Genomic DNA, 16,088 nt, shown 5'->3' with positions numbered 1-16,088 from the left:
TACAGGTTGCCGGGGCACTGCGGGTCAGCAGTATATCCCCCCGGCATAAGAGAGAGGTCTTTCCGGACAGGACGCTTTATTCCCTCTCTCCTACCTGTTTGTCTGGACCTCTTTATATGCCTTTCCAAAATGCTCCCGCCCCGCTCGCTCAGGCTCTGGCCGCGCGCGGGTTTGAAGCCCCGACCTCTGTTCAGGCCGCCATTCTGGCGGATGACGCCAAAGGCCGCGACCTTCTGGTTTCCGCCCGCACGGGTTCGGGCAAGACGGTTGCCTTTGGCCTTTCCCTTGCGGATACGCTCCTTAACGGCGCGGAGCGCTGTGGCCCTGCTGGCGCACCAATGGCGCTGGTCATTGCCCCCACGCGTGAACTCGCTCTTCAGGTCCGCAGCGAGCTGGAATGGCTCTATGCCAAGACCGGCGCACGGATCGTGTCCTGCGTAGGGGGGATGGAACCCCGTACGGAAGCCCGCCACCTGTCCGCTGGCTGCCACATTGTTGTGGGCACGCCCGGCCGCCTGTGCGACCACCTCAAGCGTGGTAACCTCGACCTGTCGCACCTCAAGGCCGCCGTGCTGGACGAAGCGGACGAAATGCTCGACCTCGGCTTCCGCGACGAGCTGGAAACCCTGCTGGACGCAACCCCCAAGGACCGCCGCACCCTGCTGTTCTCCGCCACCATTGCGCGTGAGATCGCAGGCCTTGCCAAGCGCTACCAGCATGATGCGCTGCGCGTGGATACGGTAGGCACCAACACCGCCCATACAGACATTACCTACCGGGGCATTCTGGTGGATCAAGGCGACATGGCCCGCGCGGTGGTGAACGTGCTGCGTCTGGTCGACTCGCCCTCCGCCATTGTGTTCTGCCACACGCGTGAGGCCGTACGCCAACTCCAGCACATTCTGACCGAGCGCGGTTTTGCCTCTGTCGCCATTTCAGGCGATCTGGGACAGAACGAGCGCACCCGCGCCATTGAAAGCCTGCGCCACGGGCAGGCCCGCGTCTGCGTGGCGACCGACGTGGCCGCGCGTGGCATTGATATTCCAGACCTCGGGCTGGTTATCCATGCCAGCCTGCCGTCCAACCCGGCCACATTGCTGCACCGCTCGGGCCGTACGGGCCGTGCGGGCAAAAAGGGCACCTGTGTGCTGCTGGTTCCGCCCGCACGCCGCCGTCTGGCCGAACGCCTGCTCCAGGCCGCCAAGGTGACGGCGGAATGGAGTGGCGCCCCCACCCCGCAGGCCATTGCCGAGGCCGATGCCGAACGCCTTCTGGGCGCGCACTTCCTCTCGCTCCCCCCTTCGGAGAACGAGAACATTCAGGCCCTCACCGCCCGTCTGGTGGCCGAGCATACGCCTGAGCAGCTTGCCACCGCCCTTGTGGGCCTGTGGCGCAAAAGCCTGCCCGAACCCGCCCAGCTCCGCGTGATTACGCCAGACGCCACCCGCACCCGTGGCCCGCGGGACGAAAACGCCCCCCCGCGTGAGCCACGTGAACGCGCACCCGACATGAACGGGAGCTGGTTCCGCCTTTCCGTCGGCCGGGCAGACCGGGCAGACCCCAAATGGCTGGTGCCTGTTCTGTGCCGTCTGGGCGGCATTAAAAAGCAGGATATTGGCGCAATCCGCATTGTAAACGACCATACGCTGGTCGAAATCGCACAGGACAAGGCCGAGCGCTTTGCCGCCTGCGCCGCCGCTGCCGATGCGGATGAAATGACCGTGGAACCCGCAGAAGCCCCCCGCAAAGGCCCACCCGGCGCGGGTGGCGGTGGTCGCCCCCCGTTTGGCGAACGCCGTGGCCCACCAAAAGGCCGCGCCAATTTTGACCGCAAAGGCCCACCGGCTGGCAAAAGCGGTCCGTCCTCGCGCAAGCGCAAGTAAGCTGCACACACCCCCTTTCCTGCTGGAGAGGGGGGCTACTCAAAAAGGCTGCCCCCGGTAAGGGAGCAGCCTTTTTTGTGGCCTTAAGCGCTCTGGCCCGTGGCCAGCCTGCCCTTACAGGGAGGGGAGAGACGGCAGGGCGGTTGCGTTGTTCACATCCGACTTCAGCTGATCTTTTTTGCTCTTCCATGCGTTTTTGGCGCCGTCAGACGCGTTGTTCAGACGGTCCTTCACATTTTTTTCCGCATTGGTCACGTTATTGGTGGCATTGGTCAGCTTGTCACGCTGGGCCAGAATTTTCTGCCGTTCGGTCGTGCTGGCGCTGTTCCAGCGGTCTTTAACGGTTTTTTCCGCGTTGTTCAGTTTTTCCGTGGCGTTCGCGCCCTTGCTGGTCAGCGCGCCGCCCTTGGCCAGCAGTTTTTCACGCTCGGCTTCGGTTGCGCTGTTCCAGCGCTGCTTGGCCTGATCGCGCACGCCGGACGTAAACTGGCTACCTGCGTTTTTGGCGGACTCCACCTGATTGTTCACGCCCTGCTGGACACAGCCACTCAGGGACAGACACGGATCGGCATACGCAACAGACGCCGTGCCCGCAAAGGCAAACAGAGGCAGGCCAAGAAGCGCAATTTTCCGGAGAGAGAGCATAAATATTCCTTTCCTGTGTTCCACACCCTCACAGTGCGAACATCGGTTATGTGTAAGACATGAGATTGGGGCAAAAAATAGTCCAGCCCACCCTTGCAGGAACACGTTTGCACAAGCAGCATGGCTCCCGAGCAAAAGCCTGCAAAGGAAGATACAGTCGTGACCACACGCCCAGCACCTTACAACCCTACCCGCGCCCGCGCTGGCCTGTGGCCCGGTCTGCCCCTCTGCCTTGCCCTCTGCCTGTCCACCACATCCGCACTGGCGGCCACAGCCCCCGCTCCCACCCGGACGACGGAGGCAAGCCAGCCCGCCCAGCCTCCCAGTGACACAGACACATTCCATGACGCCGCCGCCATGCTGCCCAGGGATTCGGTCACCCACCATAACGGCACTTTTGGTGGGCAGAAAATGACCTACACCGCAACAGCAGGCACGCTGACCCTGCGTGACGATACTGGCAAACCCACAGCACGCATGTTCTATACCGCCTACACGCGCGATGGGGCGGACCCTGCGCACAGGCCGGTCGTGTATTTTTTTAACGGTGGCCCCGGCGCGGGTACCGCTTACCTGCACCTTGGGGCGGCTGGCCCGGTCACGCTTGATTTTCCCACAGGCAACCCCGCCGATGGGGCCAATGCACAGATCAGGCCCAACCCCGAAAGCTGGCTGAGTGCTGCTGATCTGGTTTTTCTGGACGCACCGGGCACGGGCTGGTCGGTCCCGACCGACCCCAAACAGGCGGACAAGCAGTTCTATGGCGTCAAACAGGATGCCAGAACCTTTGCCAAGGCCATTCAGCTCTGGGCCAACGCCAACAAGCGCCTGACCTCCCCCCGCTACCTTGCGGGAGAAAGCTATGGTGGCCTGCGCGCCATAGAGGTGGCCAACGCGCTGGCCGAAGACCAGAACATTCTGCTCAACGGCATGATCATGATCTCCCCCGCACTGGACATGACCCTGCTGGATACGGAAAACGACATTCTGGCCGAAGCCTTTGTGCTGCCCTCGCTTGAGGCCGCCAATCTGGCCCTCCAGCACAAGCTGACCCCCGAGAACATCTCCCAGCATCTGGACACGGCATACCGGTACGCCATGGGGCCATATCTGGGCACACTGGCAGGCACACCCCCAACGGGTGATGATGCGGAGGATTTTTACGAGGCCGTCGCCAACCATACCGGCATTGAACAGGACATTATTGCCAAACAACGCGGCATGCCCCGGCCAGAGGCGCACGACATACGCAGCCGCGATGGCCGCCTGTACTCGCTGTATGACGCGACACTCTCCATTGCCGACCCCTTCCCCGAAGGGGTGGATAACGGAGAAAGCCCCGACCCCATGCTGGACGGGTTTGGCCACGCCTATGGCAGCGCCTTTGAGCATTACGCCACCGCCGAACTGCGCTACCAGACAGAGCTAAGCTACAACCTGCTCAACAACGCCATAAGTCAGGCATGGGACTACCGCGACACAAACGCCCCCATTGTACGCCCCATTCCCACCCTGCGCCGCCTGCTGGCCCTTAACCCCACCCTGCGGGTGTTCATTGCCAATGGCGCGTATGATCTGGTGTGCCCCTATGCTTCCTCCCGCTGGGTGGCGGAGCATATTCCTGTCGGCCGCAGCCGCATTGGCCTGCATGTCTACCCCGGTGGGCATATGCTCTACACCCGCCCGGACAGCCGTGCCGCCCTTGCGCGCGATGTCCGCACCTTTCTGGCTCCCTGAACCAGCGGGCACGTAACACCCTACCCATCAAACATAGGGGGCCGGGCACGCGCCCCGGCCCTTCCAGCCCCAAGGCGGCAACGTCTGGCCCACGTAGCGGGCACAACCACCCCCCAGGCCCCAAACGCAAAACGGGCGGGGGGACCAAAATCCCCCCGCCCGTCTGTCGAACGAAAAACCGAAGTCCGGACCGGATCAGCGCTTGCTGAACTGGAAGGAACGACGGGCTTTTGCGCGACCGTACTTTTTACGTTCAACCTGACGCGAATCGCGGGTCAGGAAGCCAGCAGCCTTGAGGATGCTGCGCAGTTCGGGTTCGTAGTGGGTCAGCGCACGGCTGATCCCGTGACGAACCGCACCAGCCTGACCGGACAGACCGCCACCGGTTACGGTGCAGACCACGTCAAACTGGTTGTAACGGTCGGATACGAGGAAGGGCTGGGTGAGCAGCATGCGCAGCACGGGGCGTGCGAAATACTGAACAACCGGACGGCCGTTAACGGTGACTTCACCTTTACCCGGCTTGATCCATACGCGGGCCACGGCATCCTTACGGCGGCCAGTGGCGTAGGAGCGGCCCTGTGCGTCACGCTTTGCTTCGTAAACCGGAGCGGAATCGGCCAGAACCGGTGCAACGGTCTTCAGATCGGCCAGCGTGCCTGTGCGTTCCTGAGTTTCAGACATTGTCTCAGCCCTTCTGAGCGTTAACGACGTTTTTGCGGTTCAGCGCCGCAACGTCAAGCACCTGGGGGGTCTGACCACCGTGGGGGTGTTCAGCGCCAGCATACACATGCAGGTTGCGCATCTGCTCACGCTGGAGCGGACCACGCGTGATCATGCGTTCAACTGCCTTTTCGACCAGATGGCCGGGGTGCTTGCCGTTCAGGCGCTGCGCCACAGTGCGGGTCTTGATACCGCCAGCATAGCCGGTGTGGTAATGAAAGAGCTTCTGGTCCGCCTTGTTGCCGGTCAGCGCCACTTTTTCGGCGTTGATGACGACAACATGGTCACCGCAGTCAACATGCGGTGTGAACTGAGGCTTGTGCTTGCCGCGCAGGCGCGTGGCGATGATGACGGCGAGACGACCCAGAGCGAGACCTTCGGCATCGATCAGGATCCAGTTCTTCGTCACCTCCGCGGGCTTCAGCGAGAGGGTGGTCTTCATGACACTGATTCCATATGAGAACAGTTACGTATTGATGGCGCGTTATGATGGGTGGCGCACGGGCAGTCAAGAGGTATTGCAGTTAATGACCGTATTTTCAGGCGGTTTTCTCTAGGTAACATGTTACCGTTGCACCGCTTGCCCCCCACCCCCGCATGCACTAAAGCTGAAGGCTGTGGTGAAAACAGCAGGATTTCCAACGCGTGAAGAAGAACGTTCTTGTCACGGTCTCCAGTATTGCCATTCTTGGCGGGATCGCATGGTTTGGCGCCCACCACGCAGAACGTGTGATGGTTGATAAAGGGATCGAACGGTTCAAACAGGCGCTGGGGCCGGATGTCTCCTTCACCTACACGCGGGCAAAGCCGGGCCTTCTGGGCCGCAGTGTGCGGTTTAACGGCCTTGTTTTCCGTCAGGGGTCGGAGACCATAACCGCCGATGAGGCGGAACTGACCAAACCCGACACGCAGGATTCCGACGTAACCCGGATTCACCACCTGAGCTTCCGCAACTTCCAGCTCGCAGACACCGCAGGCAGCCTGCACCTGAAAACCATGGAAATGGACGATCTGGCCCTGCCCACCAAGGCCGAGGACCCCACCGCCCCCGACATGCAGACCCTGAGCATCGGCCACGTGCAGGCAACCGGTCTGCACGGCTTTGTCAGCGCCCTGCAATCCGACCTGTCGGCAGAGAGCGCCAGCATGGACAATTTCGGCGCGGACGAACCCTCACACCTGCAGGCCCGCAATGTGCAGCTTTCCACCGATGCCGCTCCGCCGCGCCATATAAAGGCCGAGTCCATGAGCGTGGATGGCGTTGCCCTTGCCGACCTGTACAAAACCCTGACCACGGGCGCACCCTACACCGCCCACGCCAATACGCGCGATATCAGCATTGACCAGCTGAGCATGGATGGCACGACCGCGCTCCTGCGGGCAAAGCGCGTGCTGTCCCACGCAACCCATACCGAGATCACGGAACAGGAAGTCTCCAGCATACAGGGGCTGGAACTCTGGCCGGACGTGCCCAACATGGGCTGGATGCCCTCACTCGGGTATGACCATTTTGTGGGCGATGTCGTGCTCAATGACACGTACACACCCAAAACCGGCGCCCTGCATCTGGAAACACTCAGCATCGATTCCGCCAATATGGGGCGGCTGCATATTCACGGTGAACTCGGGCAGGCGACATCCGCCTCCATGCTGGTTGACAGTAATGCGGACATGCAGGTGATCACCCTCACGCTCGACTACATAGACCACGGGCTGGTCCCCAAAGCACTCGGGGCCATTGCCGCGGCCCGCGACCTGCCGCCGCAGGGTCTGCTGGCCTATGTGCAGGCCCAGTCGGCCACGGCGCAGAATCCCGCCTTCGCCAGCTTCTTCCACTGGCTGGCCAACCCCGGCAAACAGACCCTGAGCGTTACCTTGAAGCCGGAACAGCCCATGCCGATCATGCAGGTCGCCGCCTCGCTGGGTGGGCTTGCCTCCATGCCCGAACTGGCACAGAAAATCGGGCTGTCCGTTCAGGCGCACTAACACCGCGTAACCCGAGCAGCCCGCAGGCACACATCATGCGCTCCCCCCAGCCTCCCCCGCACCCCGTGCATGTTATTGGCGCATCCGGCCGGTCGGGGCAGGCCGTGTGTCAGGCACTGGCCCTGCGGGGTACGCCCGTTGTGCCCGTTATCCGCAATCCCGCCCGTGCTACCGGCCTGCCTGCCCCCCGCATTGCGGACCTGAGCGGCCCAACCGGCCCACTGCGCGCCGCACTGGCTGATGCAACGCATATTATCTGCACAGCCCATGCCCGCCATATTCCCGCACTTCTGGCTACAGCCCCCGCCACGGCCCGGCTGGTGTGCCTTGGCAGCACACGCAAGTTCACCCGCTGGCCGGATGCACACGGCAAGGGCGTGCTGCTGGGGGAGCAGGCCCTGCTGGCCTCTGGCCATTCAGGCGTAATCCTGCACCCCACCATGATTTACGGCGCACAGGGCGAAAACACCGTGCAGCGGCTGGCCGCCGTGCTGCGCCTGCTCCCGTTTACGCCCCTGCCCGGTGGGGGGCGCGCTCTGGTGCAGCCCATCTGGCAGGGGGATGTCACCGCCTGCATTCTGGCCGCCCTGAACAGGGCATGGGATGGCCCGCACAGTCTGGTGATTGCGGGGGCGGATGCCGTGCCCTACCGCCAGTTTGCCGCCATGGTGGCCGCAGCCGCAGGGCTTGCGCCACGCCCGACCATACCCGTACCCGCGGGCCTGCTGATGGCCCTTGCCCGGCTGAGTGCCTGTGTGCCCGGCCTGCCCCGCATTGGCCCGGACGAAATCCGCCGCCTGCTGGAAAACAAGAATTTTGATATTACCCCCATGCAGGCCACGCTGGGGGTACGGCCCGTTGGACTGGCCGAAGGGCTGCATCATACGTTTTTTGCGCTGGGGCCAAAAACCCCGCAGGTCTGAAACCCACGCGCTGGTGCCAACAAAAACGGGCACCCTGACCTTTTAAAGCCAGAATGCCCGATCCTGCAGCAAACCCTGCAATATTAGTGCCCACCCCTGCCGGGGGCTGGCTTATTCAGGCTGTTCAACATCGGTACGGGCCGCACCGCCGCGTGGGCGAACGGATGGCAGCATTTCCCCCGTGACCGCATAGTACACACGCTCGGCAATATTGGTGGCGTGGTCCCCGATCCGCTCAAGGTTTTTGGCGACAAACAGCAGATGGATGCACGGCCCGATCTTGCGGGGGTCTTCCATCATGTAGGTCACCAGTTCGCGGAACATGGTGGTGTACAGTTCGTCCACCGCCGTATCGGCCTTCCACACTTCCTGCGCGCGCTCGGCATCGTTCTCGACCATGGATTCCACGGCCATGTGCAGGTTTTCCTGCACCAGACGCGCCATGGCCCGCAGAGCGCTGAAGGAAACAGCCCCATCCAGCACTTCCACCTTGCCCGCACGACGCGCAATGGAGGAGGCATAATCCCCGATCCGCTCAAGGTCGCCGCTCATCTTGAGCACAGCCACAATAACGCGCAGGTCCACCGCCATGGGCGCACGCAGGGCCAGAATGCGAATGGCCAGCATTTCGGCCTCGCGCTCCAGTGCGTCCACTTCGGGGTCCAGTTCCGGGGGTTCCAGAGCGGCTTCCTCATTCTGGTTCACCACGGCGGCGATGGCCTGAGCGGTCTGCCGCTCCACCAGACCACCCATGCGCGCCACAATGCCACGCAGCCGGTCCAGCTCCTGATCGTAGCGGGTAATGGTATGTGCGGGTTCGTTGCCCATAACGCTTTCCTCCGTGCCCTGTGCTCGGCGTTTAGCCGAAGCGGCCTGTAATGTAGTCCTGCGTCTGCTGTTCACGCGGGGTGGTGAACATACGGGCGGTGCTGTCCACTTCGATCAGGCGCCCCATATAGAAAAACGCCACCTGATCCGCACAGCGGGCAGCCTGCTGCATGTTGTGCGTGACAATGGCAATGGTGAACTCGGTTTTAAGCTCGTCGAGCAGCTCCTCGATCCGGGCGGTGGAAACCGGGTCCAGCGCGCTGGTTGGCTCGTCGAGCAAGATCACTTCGGGGCGTACGGCAATGGTGCGGGCAATGCACAGGCGCTGCTGCTGCCCGCCGGACAGGGCCGTGGCCGAAGCGCTCAGCCGGTCCTGTACCTCGGACCACAGAGCCACGCGGCGCAGGGCGTCTTCTACCCGTCCGTCCATTTCGGAGCGGGAGACACGCTCATGCAGGCGGATGCCAAAGGCAATGTTGTCGTAGATGGACATGGGAAAGGGCGTGGGCTTCTGGAACACCATGCCAATGCGCGAACGCAGAACGTTCAGGTCCACCCCCGAATTGAGGATGTTCTGCTTATCAAAGATCACCTCACCCGTGGCGCGCTGGCCGGGGTACAGGTCGTACATCCGGTTGAGCACACGCAGCAGAGTGGATTTGCCACAGCCTGAAGGGCCGATCATGCCCGTAACACTACGCTCGGGAAAATCGAGAGAAATGTCATGCAACGCGTGGGACGTGCCGTAATAGAAGTTCAGCCCCCGAACCTGCATGGCTACAGGGGATTGTACGTCCCTGCTGGCGGCGGTGCTGTCCAGCGGTTGGGTCATGCCTGTCGCTTTTACGGGAACCTCTATGCTCATGACCGTCCTCCGCGGGTTCCGACCCGCACTACAATATTGATAATCAGCACACCCAGTGTCACCAGCAGCGCGCCGGTCCATGCCTGCTGCATCCAGTCCTGATAAGCGGAACCGGCATACTGGTAGATGGCCACGGGCAGGCTGGCCATGGGGCGTCCGAGGTCAAGCGACCATTCGGAATTGCCCAGCGAGGTAAACAGAAGGGGAGCTGTCTCCCCCGCAACACGGGCGATGGACAGCAGCACGCCGGTCATAATACCCGCACGCACGGCCCGCACACAGATAAACAGGATAACCCGCCATTTGGGCGCGCCCAGCGCAATGCCTGCCTCGCGCATGGCAACAGGCACCAGGCGCAGCATGTCCTCGGTCGTGCGGACCACAATGGGCATGGCCAGAATGGCCAGCGCCACAGCGCCCGAAAAACCGGAGAAATGCCCGAACGGGACAACCAGCATCATGTAAATGAACAGGCCGATCAGGATGGAAGGGGCAGAGAGCAGCATGTCCGACACAAAGCGCACAATGCGCGCCATGCGGCTGCCAGCCCCATATTCAGCCAGATAGATGCCTGTCATCAGCCCTGCTGGCGCACCGATCAGAATCGCCAGCCCGGTCTGGATAAGGCTGCCCATAATGGCGTTGGCCAGCCCGCCGGGCTGCCCCGGTGCCGCCATGGACAGGGTGAACAGATGCACGTTCAGGCCCGCCAGACCATTCTTGAGCAGGGTCCACAGAATGGAGCCGAGCATGAACACCACAATCAGCATGCCCAGCCAGCTCAGGCCCGTGGCAAGCCTGTCGCACATATGGCGCCGCCAGAGCAGCGAGGCGGAGCGGTCCGCCCGCATGAGGGTATTGTTCGCCTTCATCCTCAACGTCCTGCTGCCTGTTCGCCACGGGCCAGCAGCCAGCGGGAGAACCAGAGTGTTACAAAGGAGATGGCCATAAGAATGGCCCCCAGCGCCATGAGGGAAGCCAGCTTGAGGCTCCCTGCCGGGCTTTCAGGGAATTCAAGGGCGATCAGCGAGGCAATGGTGTTGGCCGGTGCAAACAGCGACCAGCCAATGTGGTTGCTGTCCCCGATCACAAAGGTCACGGCCATGGTCTCACCCATTGCGCGGCCCATGCCCAGCACAATGCCGCCCACAACCCCCTGACGCGACCAGGGCAGCACCACATGACGCATGACCTCCCACCGGGTAGCACCCAGCCCGTACCCGCTCTCACGCAAAACAGCGGGCATGGACAGGAACACATCACGCATGACGGCGGTAATGGACGGGGTAATCATGACCGCCAGAATAAGTGCTGCCGTAAACAGGCCCGTGCCAAACGGCGCACCCGCCACAAGGGCGGACAGGCCGGGCACATGGCCAAAAAGCTGGCGGGCAGCGGGCTGCACGTAATGCGCCACCACCGGCACCACCACAAAAAAGCCCCACATGCCAAAGATAATGGACGGCACGGCCGCCAGAAGCTGCACGGCCATGCCAATAACCGAGGCGGCGGCGGGTGGCGCAAGGGCGGTCAGCCAGAACGCGGTGCCAAAGGCCAGCGGTACGGCCACAAGAAGTGCCAGCGCACTGCTGATAACGGTGCCAAAAACCGGGGCGGCGGCCCCGAAATGCTGCGTGACCGGGTTCCACACCGCGGACACCAGAAAGCCCGGACCAAAGGTTGCAAACGCCTTCCAGCCACCCGTTACCATAACGGCAATAATGGCGCCCAGAACAACCAGCACGCCAACACCTGTTGCCGTAGCCAGAAGCCTGAAGGCGGGATCACCCTTCTGCCCTCCCTGATGGGAAGGGGCCTGTTTCATCGCTGGCAGGGACTGCCGTGCGGGAATTTCCATCTGCTCTCCGTTCCGAACTATCAGCCGGATGGGGCGAGAAATACTGAACGCTGTGCACTCCTGCAACACGGAGACCCCATGAAAGTCCCTATAATCCGGGTTTTGTCACAAAACTGTAGTGTTATCAGGGACATTGGTGGACAGCGGACCGGCACCTCGCACATTCAGCCCCCGGAAACCGGGTACCTGCCCGGCCATTTCTGCATAATCCGGCCCTGACAGCCAGCACAATGTGGCGTAATGTGTCCAAGCCCATGCCGGTGGACCCACCGCGCATACCCCACGACCCGATGCTTTACCCAGCACCATAGCAGAAGAGACCCCATAATGGCCGGCTACCGATCACGCACCACCACCCACGGGCGCAACATGGCGGGTGCCCGCAGCCTGTGGCGCGCAACCGGTGTCAAGGACTCCGATTTTGGCAAACCCATTATTGCCGTCGCCAACTCCTTTACCCAGTTCGTACCCGGCCATGTGCACCTCAAGGATATGGGGCAGCTTGTGTGCGAGGCCATTGCCGAAGCCGGTGGCATTGGCCGCGAGTTCAACACCATTGCGGTGGATGACGGCATTGCCATGGGCCACGGCGGCATGCTGTACAGCCTGCCCTCGCGCGAGCTGATTGCCGATGCCGTGGAATACATGGTCAACGCCCATTGCGCGGACGCCATTGTGTGCATCAGCAACTGCGACAAGATCACGCCGGGCATGCTCATGGCCTCCATGCGGCTGAACATTCCGGTCATTTTTGTATCCGGCGGCCCCATGGAAGCCGGGCGCGTGACACTGGATGACATTGAACAGCGCGCAGACCTTGTGACCTCCATGGTCGCAGCCGCAAGCCCGGGCGTGAGCGAGGCCGACTCCCTTGCCATCGAACGCTCCGCCTGCCCCACCTGCGGCTCGTGCTCGGGCATGTTCACCGCCAATTCCATGAACTGCCTGACCGAAGCCCTTGGCCTGTCCCTGCCCGGCAACGGCAGCCTTGTGGCCACCCACGCCGCACGCCGCAACCTGTTTGTGGAGGCCGGACGCCGCATTGTGGACCTTGCCCGCCGCTACTACGAGCAGGACGATACCTCCGTGCTGCCGCGCAACATTGCCACCATGGCCGCGTTTGAGAACGCCATGTCGGTCGATATTGCCATGGGTGGGTCCACCAACACGGTGCTGCACCTGCTGGCCGCAGCGCATGAAGGCGAAGTGCCCTTTACCATGAAGGACATTGACCGCCTCTCCCGCAAGGTGCCGCATCTGTGCAAGGTCTCCCCCTCCCGCTCGGATGTGCACATGGAAGACGTGCACCGTGCTGGCGGTATTCCCGCCATTATGGGCGAGCTGGACCGGCTGGGCCTGCTGCACCGTGATATCAACATGGTCCACGCCGCCAACCTGCCCGAAGCACTGGACAAATGGGACATCCGCGCCCCCGGAGCCGAAAGCCGGACAGCAGCACGGGAGTTCTTTAGCGCAGCACCCGGCGGGGTACGCACCACGGTCGCGTTCTCGCAGTCCAGCACTTACAAAACGCTGGATACGGATCAGGCCAACGGGGCCATCCGCGATGGCGCGCATGCCTATAATCAGGATGGCGGGCTGTGCGTGCTCTACGGCAATCTGGCCGAAGACGGCGCGATTGTTAAAACCGCAGGTGTTGCCGCAGGGCTGGAAACATTCTCCGGCCCGGCCCGGATTTTTGAAAGTCAGGATGACGCGGTTGCCGCCATTCTGGGCAACAAAATCAACCCCGGCGATGTGGTGCTGATCCGCTACGAAGGCCCCAAGGGCGGCCCCGGCATGCAGGAAATGCTGTACCCGACCAGCTACCTTAAATCCAAGGGGCTGGCCGAAAAATGCGCGCTCATTACCGATGGTCGCTTTTCGGGCGGGAGTTCGGGCCTGTCCATTGGCCATATCTCCCCCGAAGCGGGTGAAGGTGGCGTTATCGGGCTGGTAGAGGAAGGCGATACGATCGAGATCGACATTCCCAACCGCCGCCTGTCCGTGGCTGTGGCGGACAGCGTTCTGTCCGACCGCCGCGCACGGATGGACGATCTGGGCGATCAGGCCTGGCAGCCCAGGCGTGAGCGCGTGGTCTCCAACGCGCTCAAGGCCTATGCAGCCCTGACCACCAGTGCGGCCCGTGGCGCGGTGCGTGACGTAAGCCAGCTGACCCGCCGTACCCCGCGCTAACACGCGGCCCGGCAGCACACCGCAAAAAACCCCCGCAGGGCAGCGCCTTGCGGGGGTTTTTTGTGCCCCCTCCCCCAAAAGCCACAAACGGCACAACCAAGCAGGGTACCCTCCGGTTTTGCTTGACGGCACGCGCCTGAGCCGCCAGCGATAAGGGCCATGCACACCCTTGATCTTCTTGCCCTGCTGCTGTGCCTTTCTGCCGGGTTCAGTATTCTCAACCACCACACGCTGCGCATGCCTGTCACCATTGGTGTTCTGGTGTTTTCGCTGCTGGCGTCCCTGCTGGTCATGGTGCTTAACCCGCTGTTTCCCGCCTATGACCTTCAGGCATTTCCGCGCAGGGTGCTCGGCGCGGTCAACCTGCCTGATGCCTTGCTCAATGGCGCGCTCTCGTTCCTCCTTTTTGCTGGAGCCATGCAGGTTGACCTTGGGCAACTGCAAAAGCACCTGCTCTCGGTCACAGCCCTGTCCGTTGCCGGGACTATTCTGGCGGTAGGATTCATGGCGGGGGCAACATGGGGTGGGCTTAGTCTGGCAGGCCACCCCGTGCCCTTTATCTGGTGTGTTGTGCTGGGTGCCATTCTGGCCCCCACGGACCCGGTTTCCGTTGTGGGGATGCTGAAAAGGCTGGGCCTGCCTGCCCCCCTACAGGCTATTTTTGCGGGGGAAAGCCTGTTTAATGATGGCGTGGGTGTCGTGATTTCTGGCGTGGCCATCGGGCTGGCAACAGGGCAGAGCCCCACCATTACCCTGCCCGACCTGCTTGTGCGGTTCTGCCACGAGGCCATAGGGGGTGGGCTGCTGGGACTGGCCACAGGCTGGGCCGCGCTGTTTGTGCTCCGGGGGCAAAGAGACCCGCATATTGACCTGCTGACATCTCTGGCGCTGGCCACAGGCACCTTTAGCCTTGCCAGCCAGTTTGGCATGTCAGGCGCCATTGCGGTTGTGGTGGCCGGGCTATGCCTAGGCACACGCTACAGCCGCGCCATCCTCCACACGGAGGCCCGCACGAACCTTGATACAACATGGACAGTGATTGACGAGGTTCTGAACGTGTTCCTGTTCCTGCTGATCGGGCTTGAACTGCTGGACATAACCCCGCGCCTGTTCACGTTTGTGCTCACTCTGGCGGTTATCCCGCTCTCCATTGCCGTGCGAGCCGCGAGTGTGCTGGTCAGCACATTGCCAGTGCATCTACGGCAATGGGACAGGGGGCGTGTTCCGGCCCTGCTCACATGGGGTGGGCTGCGGGGCGGTATTTCGGTCTCGCTGGCACTCGGCCTGCCTGCGGGGGACATGCGCGACCTGCTCTTGCCCGTCTGTTACGGCGTGGTGGTTTTTACCATTATCGTGCAGGGGCTGACCATGGAGCGGGTTGCCCGCGCACTCTACCCCAACGCTCCGGGCTAACGCGCAAAGCCTGTGCGGGAAACCCCCCGCACACTCTGCACCATACCGGCCATGCGTATGCCCGGCGGGGGAACAAAAAACCCCGTGCAGGGGTTAAAACCCGGCACGGGGGAAAGCACCTTTAAAAAAAACGTACCTGTCTGCTACGCAGCGTTTACTGCGCGGGAGCAGGTGCAACCACATCCCCCGCCGGAGCGGCAAGCTGGGGAGTGGCCGGAGTTGGCTGCGGCACGGTCTTGTTGGTCACGATATAGGTAATGGATTCGGCGCGGGTAATATCTACCACATCACCAATCTTGAGGGTTTTCAGGAAGTCCTGCATCGCCTTGGTGCGCAGCACCGCCACATGCAGGGAATCATCCCCCTCCGTGGTGAAGGAAATGGTGCTGGAGGGCAGATCAATGGTCTTGATCAGGGCACGCTCGCGGTTAAAAGCCGCAATAATGCCGCGTGGATGACCATGCACAAAACCCCGCGCCGTGGTGAGCGTGGATTCGGGCAGCGGGCTGCCCGGAGCAGCAAGCTGCGCGCCCAGTGTTTCCACGAACTGGATCTTCAGTTCATCACCTTCATGCAGGTGCGGTACGTCTTTTACGGCAGCGCCGTATTCAATGGTCAGCAGGTGGCCATTGCCTTCACGCAGCAGCAGTTCGCGTGCTTCGCGGTCAACGCTTTCCACAATGGCGGTGGTCTGCTGGCTCTTGAGCAGAACAGAGGCCTGCGCATGGGCCGCCGTTGGCATGGCCATTGTGGCCAGACCCGCAAAACCGAGTGCGCAGACTGCAACAGACGCCGCAGCCTTGGAGGAAAAGCGGGAAACAAGAGGATGCAACACTCTCAATCCTTTCCGTCAGAAGCCTGAAGCAGACAGCGCCAGGCCAGATATGTTACTGGCAGTGATACAACGCCTACACCATAACACAAGCCAAAGCGTTGCGTTGCGCGTTTGCATCGCCCCTGTGGCAGACCCGCCACCATAAAAGAAAAAACCCGTCTGGTCGGACCAGACGGGTTTTTGCCGTGTATCGGGC

The 16,088-nt window shown here is 62.2% G+C and carries 14 protein-coding genes; 6 read left to right on the top strand and 8 right to left on the bottom strand.

Translation table 11 applies throughout. The features are described 5' to 3' along the window. Nucleotides 1-116 precede the first annotated feature (116 nt). A complete protein-coding gene (locus HNR55_RS08220; RefSeq protein WP_166113664.1) occupies nt 117-1,883 on the top strand; it encodes a DEAD/DEAH box helicase in 1,767 nt (588 codons plus the stop codon). A gap of 114 nt (nt 1,884-1,997) precedes the next feature. Here the strand turns inward: HNR55_RS08220 and HNR55_RS08215 are convergent, their stop codons facing one another. Continuing rightward, entirely contained in the window at nt 1,998-2,528 is a 531-nt protein-coding gene (locus tag HNR55_RS08215; protein ID WP_166113667.1) for a hypothetical protein, read from the bottom strand. Between the two features lie 207 nt (nt 2,529-2,735). On the opposite strand from HNR55_RS08215, the gene HNR55_RS08210 reads away from it, so the two are divergent. After that, nucleotides 2,736-4,265, top strand: coding sequence for a S10 family peptidase (locus HNR55_RS08210; protein ID WP_260400881.1), 1,530 nt, complete (start codon nt 2,736-2,738; stop codon nt 4,263-4,265). Between the two features lie 195 nt (nt 4,266-4,460). Here the strand turns inward: HNR55_RS08210 and rpsI are convergent, their stop codons facing one another. Both rpsI and rplM read right to left on the bottom strand, forming a co-directional pair. Continuing rightward, nucleotides 4,461-4,949: a 30S ribosomal protein S9 gene (gene rpsI, locus HNR55_RS08205; protein WP_086646120.1), complete on the bottom strand. Its 489-nt coding sequence runs from the start codon at nt 4,947-4,949 to the stop codon at nt 4,461-4,463. Between the two features lie 4 nt (nt 4,950-4,953). Next, a complete protein-coding gene (rplM, locus tag HNR55_RS08200) occupies nt 4,954-5,430 on the bottom strand; it encodes a 50S ribosomal protein L13 (protein WP_166113673.1) in 477 nt (158 codons plus the stop codon). A 203-nt stretch (nt 5,431-5,633) separates the two neighbouring features. Here rplM and HNR55_RS08195 point away from each other — a divergent pair, with 203 nt between their 5' ends. Both HNR55_RS08195 and HNR55_RS08190 read left to right on the top strand, forming a co-directional pair. Beyond that, nucleotides 5,634-6,974 carry a hypothetical protein gene (locus HNR55_RS08195; protein ID WP_166113676.1) on the top strand — a complete coding sequence of 447 codons (1,341 nt, stop codon included), beginning with the start codon at nt 5,634-5,636 and terminating at the stop codon, nt 6,972-6,974. A gap of 35 nt (nt 6,975-7,009) precedes the next feature. Further along, nucleotides 7,010-7,897: an SDR family oxidoreductase gene (locus HNR55_RS08190; protein ID WP_166113679.1), complete on the top strand. Its 888-nt coding sequence runs from the start codon at nt 7,010-7,012 to the stop codon at nt 7,895-7,897. Nucleotides 7,898-8,008: 111 nt separating this feature from the next. On the opposite strand, the gene phoU is transcribed toward HNR55_RS08190, so the two are convergent. From phoU to pstC, 4 genes are read right to left on the bottom strand one after another with little or no spacing between them, the layout of a single operon-like run. Next, entirely contained in the window at nt 8,009-8,725 is a 717-nt protein-coding gene (phoU, locus tag HNR55_RS08185) for a phosphate signaling complex protein PhoU (protein WP_166113682.1), read from the bottom strand. A gap of 31 nt (nt 8,726-8,756) precedes the next feature. Then, nucleotides 8,757-9,557 (bottom strand): phosphate ABC transporter ATP-binding protein PstB, encoded by an 801-nt coding sequence (gene pstB / locus HNR55_RS08180; RefSeq protein WP_166113826.1) that lies wholly within the window; start codon nt 9,555-9,557, stop codon nt 8,757-8,759. Nucleotides 9,558-9,586: 29 nt separating this feature from the next. Continuing rightward, nucleotides 9,587-10,462: a phosphate ABC transporter permease PstA gene (gene pstA, locus HNR55_RS08175; RefSeq protein ID WP_166113685.1), complete on the bottom strand. Its 876-nt coding sequence runs from the start codon at nt 10,460-10,462 to the stop codon at nt 9,587-9,589. A 2-nt stretch (nt 10,463-10,464) separates the two neighbouring features. Beyond that, entirely contained in the window at nt 10,465-11,448 is a 984-nt protein-coding gene (pstC, locus tag HNR55_RS08170; protein ID WP_166113687.1) for a phosphate ABC transporter permease subunit PstC, read from the bottom strand. Nucleotides 11,449-11,775: 327 nt separating this feature from the next. On the opposite strand from pstC, the gene ilvD reads away from it, so the two are divergent. Together ilvD and HNR55_RS08160 are read left to right on the top strand one after the other, a co-directional pair. Then, nucleotides 11,776-13,644, top strand: a complete 1,869-nt coding sequence (gene ilvD / locus HNR55_RS08165) for a dihydroxy-acid dehydratase (RefSeq protein ID WP_166113690.1) — start codon at nt 11,776-11,778, stop codon at nt 13,642-13,644. Nucleotides 13,645-13,803: 159 nt separating this feature from the next. Beyond that, on the top strand, nt 13,804-15,057 hold the full coding sequence (locus tag HNR55_RS08160) for a cation:proton antiporter (RefSeq protein ID WP_086646129.1): 1,254 nt from the start codon (nt 13,804-13,806) through the stop codon (nt 15,055-15,057). Between the two features lie 154 nt (nt 15,058-15,211). On the opposite strand, the gene HNR55_RS08155 is transcribed toward HNR55_RS08160, so the two are convergent. Beyond that, nucleotides 15,212-15,805 (bottom strand): hypothetical protein, encoded by a 594-nt coding sequence (locus HNR55_RS08155; RefSeq protein WP_242005505.1) that lies wholly within the window; start codon nt 15,803-15,805, stop codon nt 15,212-15,214. Nucleotides 15,806-16,088: the final 283 nt, after the last annotated feature.

The organism is Acetobacter lovaniensis (assembly GCF_014207635.1).
Classification (GTDB): Bacteria; Pseudomonadota; Alphaproteobacteria; order Acetobacterales; family Acetobacteraceae; genus Acetobacter; species Acetobacter lovaniensis.
The sequence above is the reverse complement of the archived record's forward strand: the minus strand, read 5'-3'. Positions and strand labels throughout refer to the sequence as shown.

Coding starts and splice junctions, on each gene's coding strand:
- HNR55_RS08220 (WP_166113664.1), top strand. CDS start 117: ATGCCTTTCCAAAATGCTCCCGCCCCGCTCGCTCAGGCTCTGGCCGCG.
- HNR55_RS08215 (WP_166113667.1), bottom strand. CDS start 2,528: ATGCTCTCTCTCCGGAAAATTGCGCTTCTTGGCCTGCCTCTGTTTGCC.
- rpsI (WP_086646120.1), bottom strand. CDS start 4,949: ATGTCTGAAACTCAGGAACGCACAGGCACGCTGGCCGATCTGAAGACC.
- rplM (WP_166113673.1), bottom strand. CDS start 5,430: ATGAAGACCACCCTCTCGCTGAAGCCCGCGGAGGTGACGAAGAACTGG.
- HNR55_RS08190 (WP_166113679.1), top strand. CDS start 7,010: ATGCGCTCCCCCCAGCCTCCCCCGCACCCCGTGCATGTTATTGGCGCA.
- phoU (WP_166113682.1), bottom strand. CDS start 8,725: ATGGGCAACGAACCCGCACATACCATTACCCGCTACGATCAGGAGCTG.
- pstB (WP_166113826.1), bottom strand. CDS start 9,557: ATGACCCAACCGCTGGACAGCACCGCCGCCAGCAGGGACGTACAATCC.
- pstA (WP_166113685.1), bottom strand. CDS start 10,462: ATGAAGGCGAACAATACCCTCATGCGGGCGGACCGCTCCGCCTCGCTG.
- pstC (WP_166113687.1), bottom strand. CDS start 11,448: ATGGAAATTCCCGCACGGCAGTCCCTGCCAGCGATGAAACAGGCCCCT.
- ilvD (WP_166113690.1), top strand. CDS start 11,776: ATGGCCGGCTACCGATCACGCACCACCACCCACGGGCGCAACATGGCG.
- HNR55_RS08160 (WP_086646129.1), top strand. CDS start 13,804: ATGCACACCCTTGATCTTCTTGCCCTGCTGCTGTGCCTTTCTGCCGGG.
- HNR55_RS08155 (WP_242005505.1), bottom strand. CDS start 15,805: ATGGCCATGCCAACGGCGGCCCATGCGCAGGCCTCTGTTCTGCTCAAG.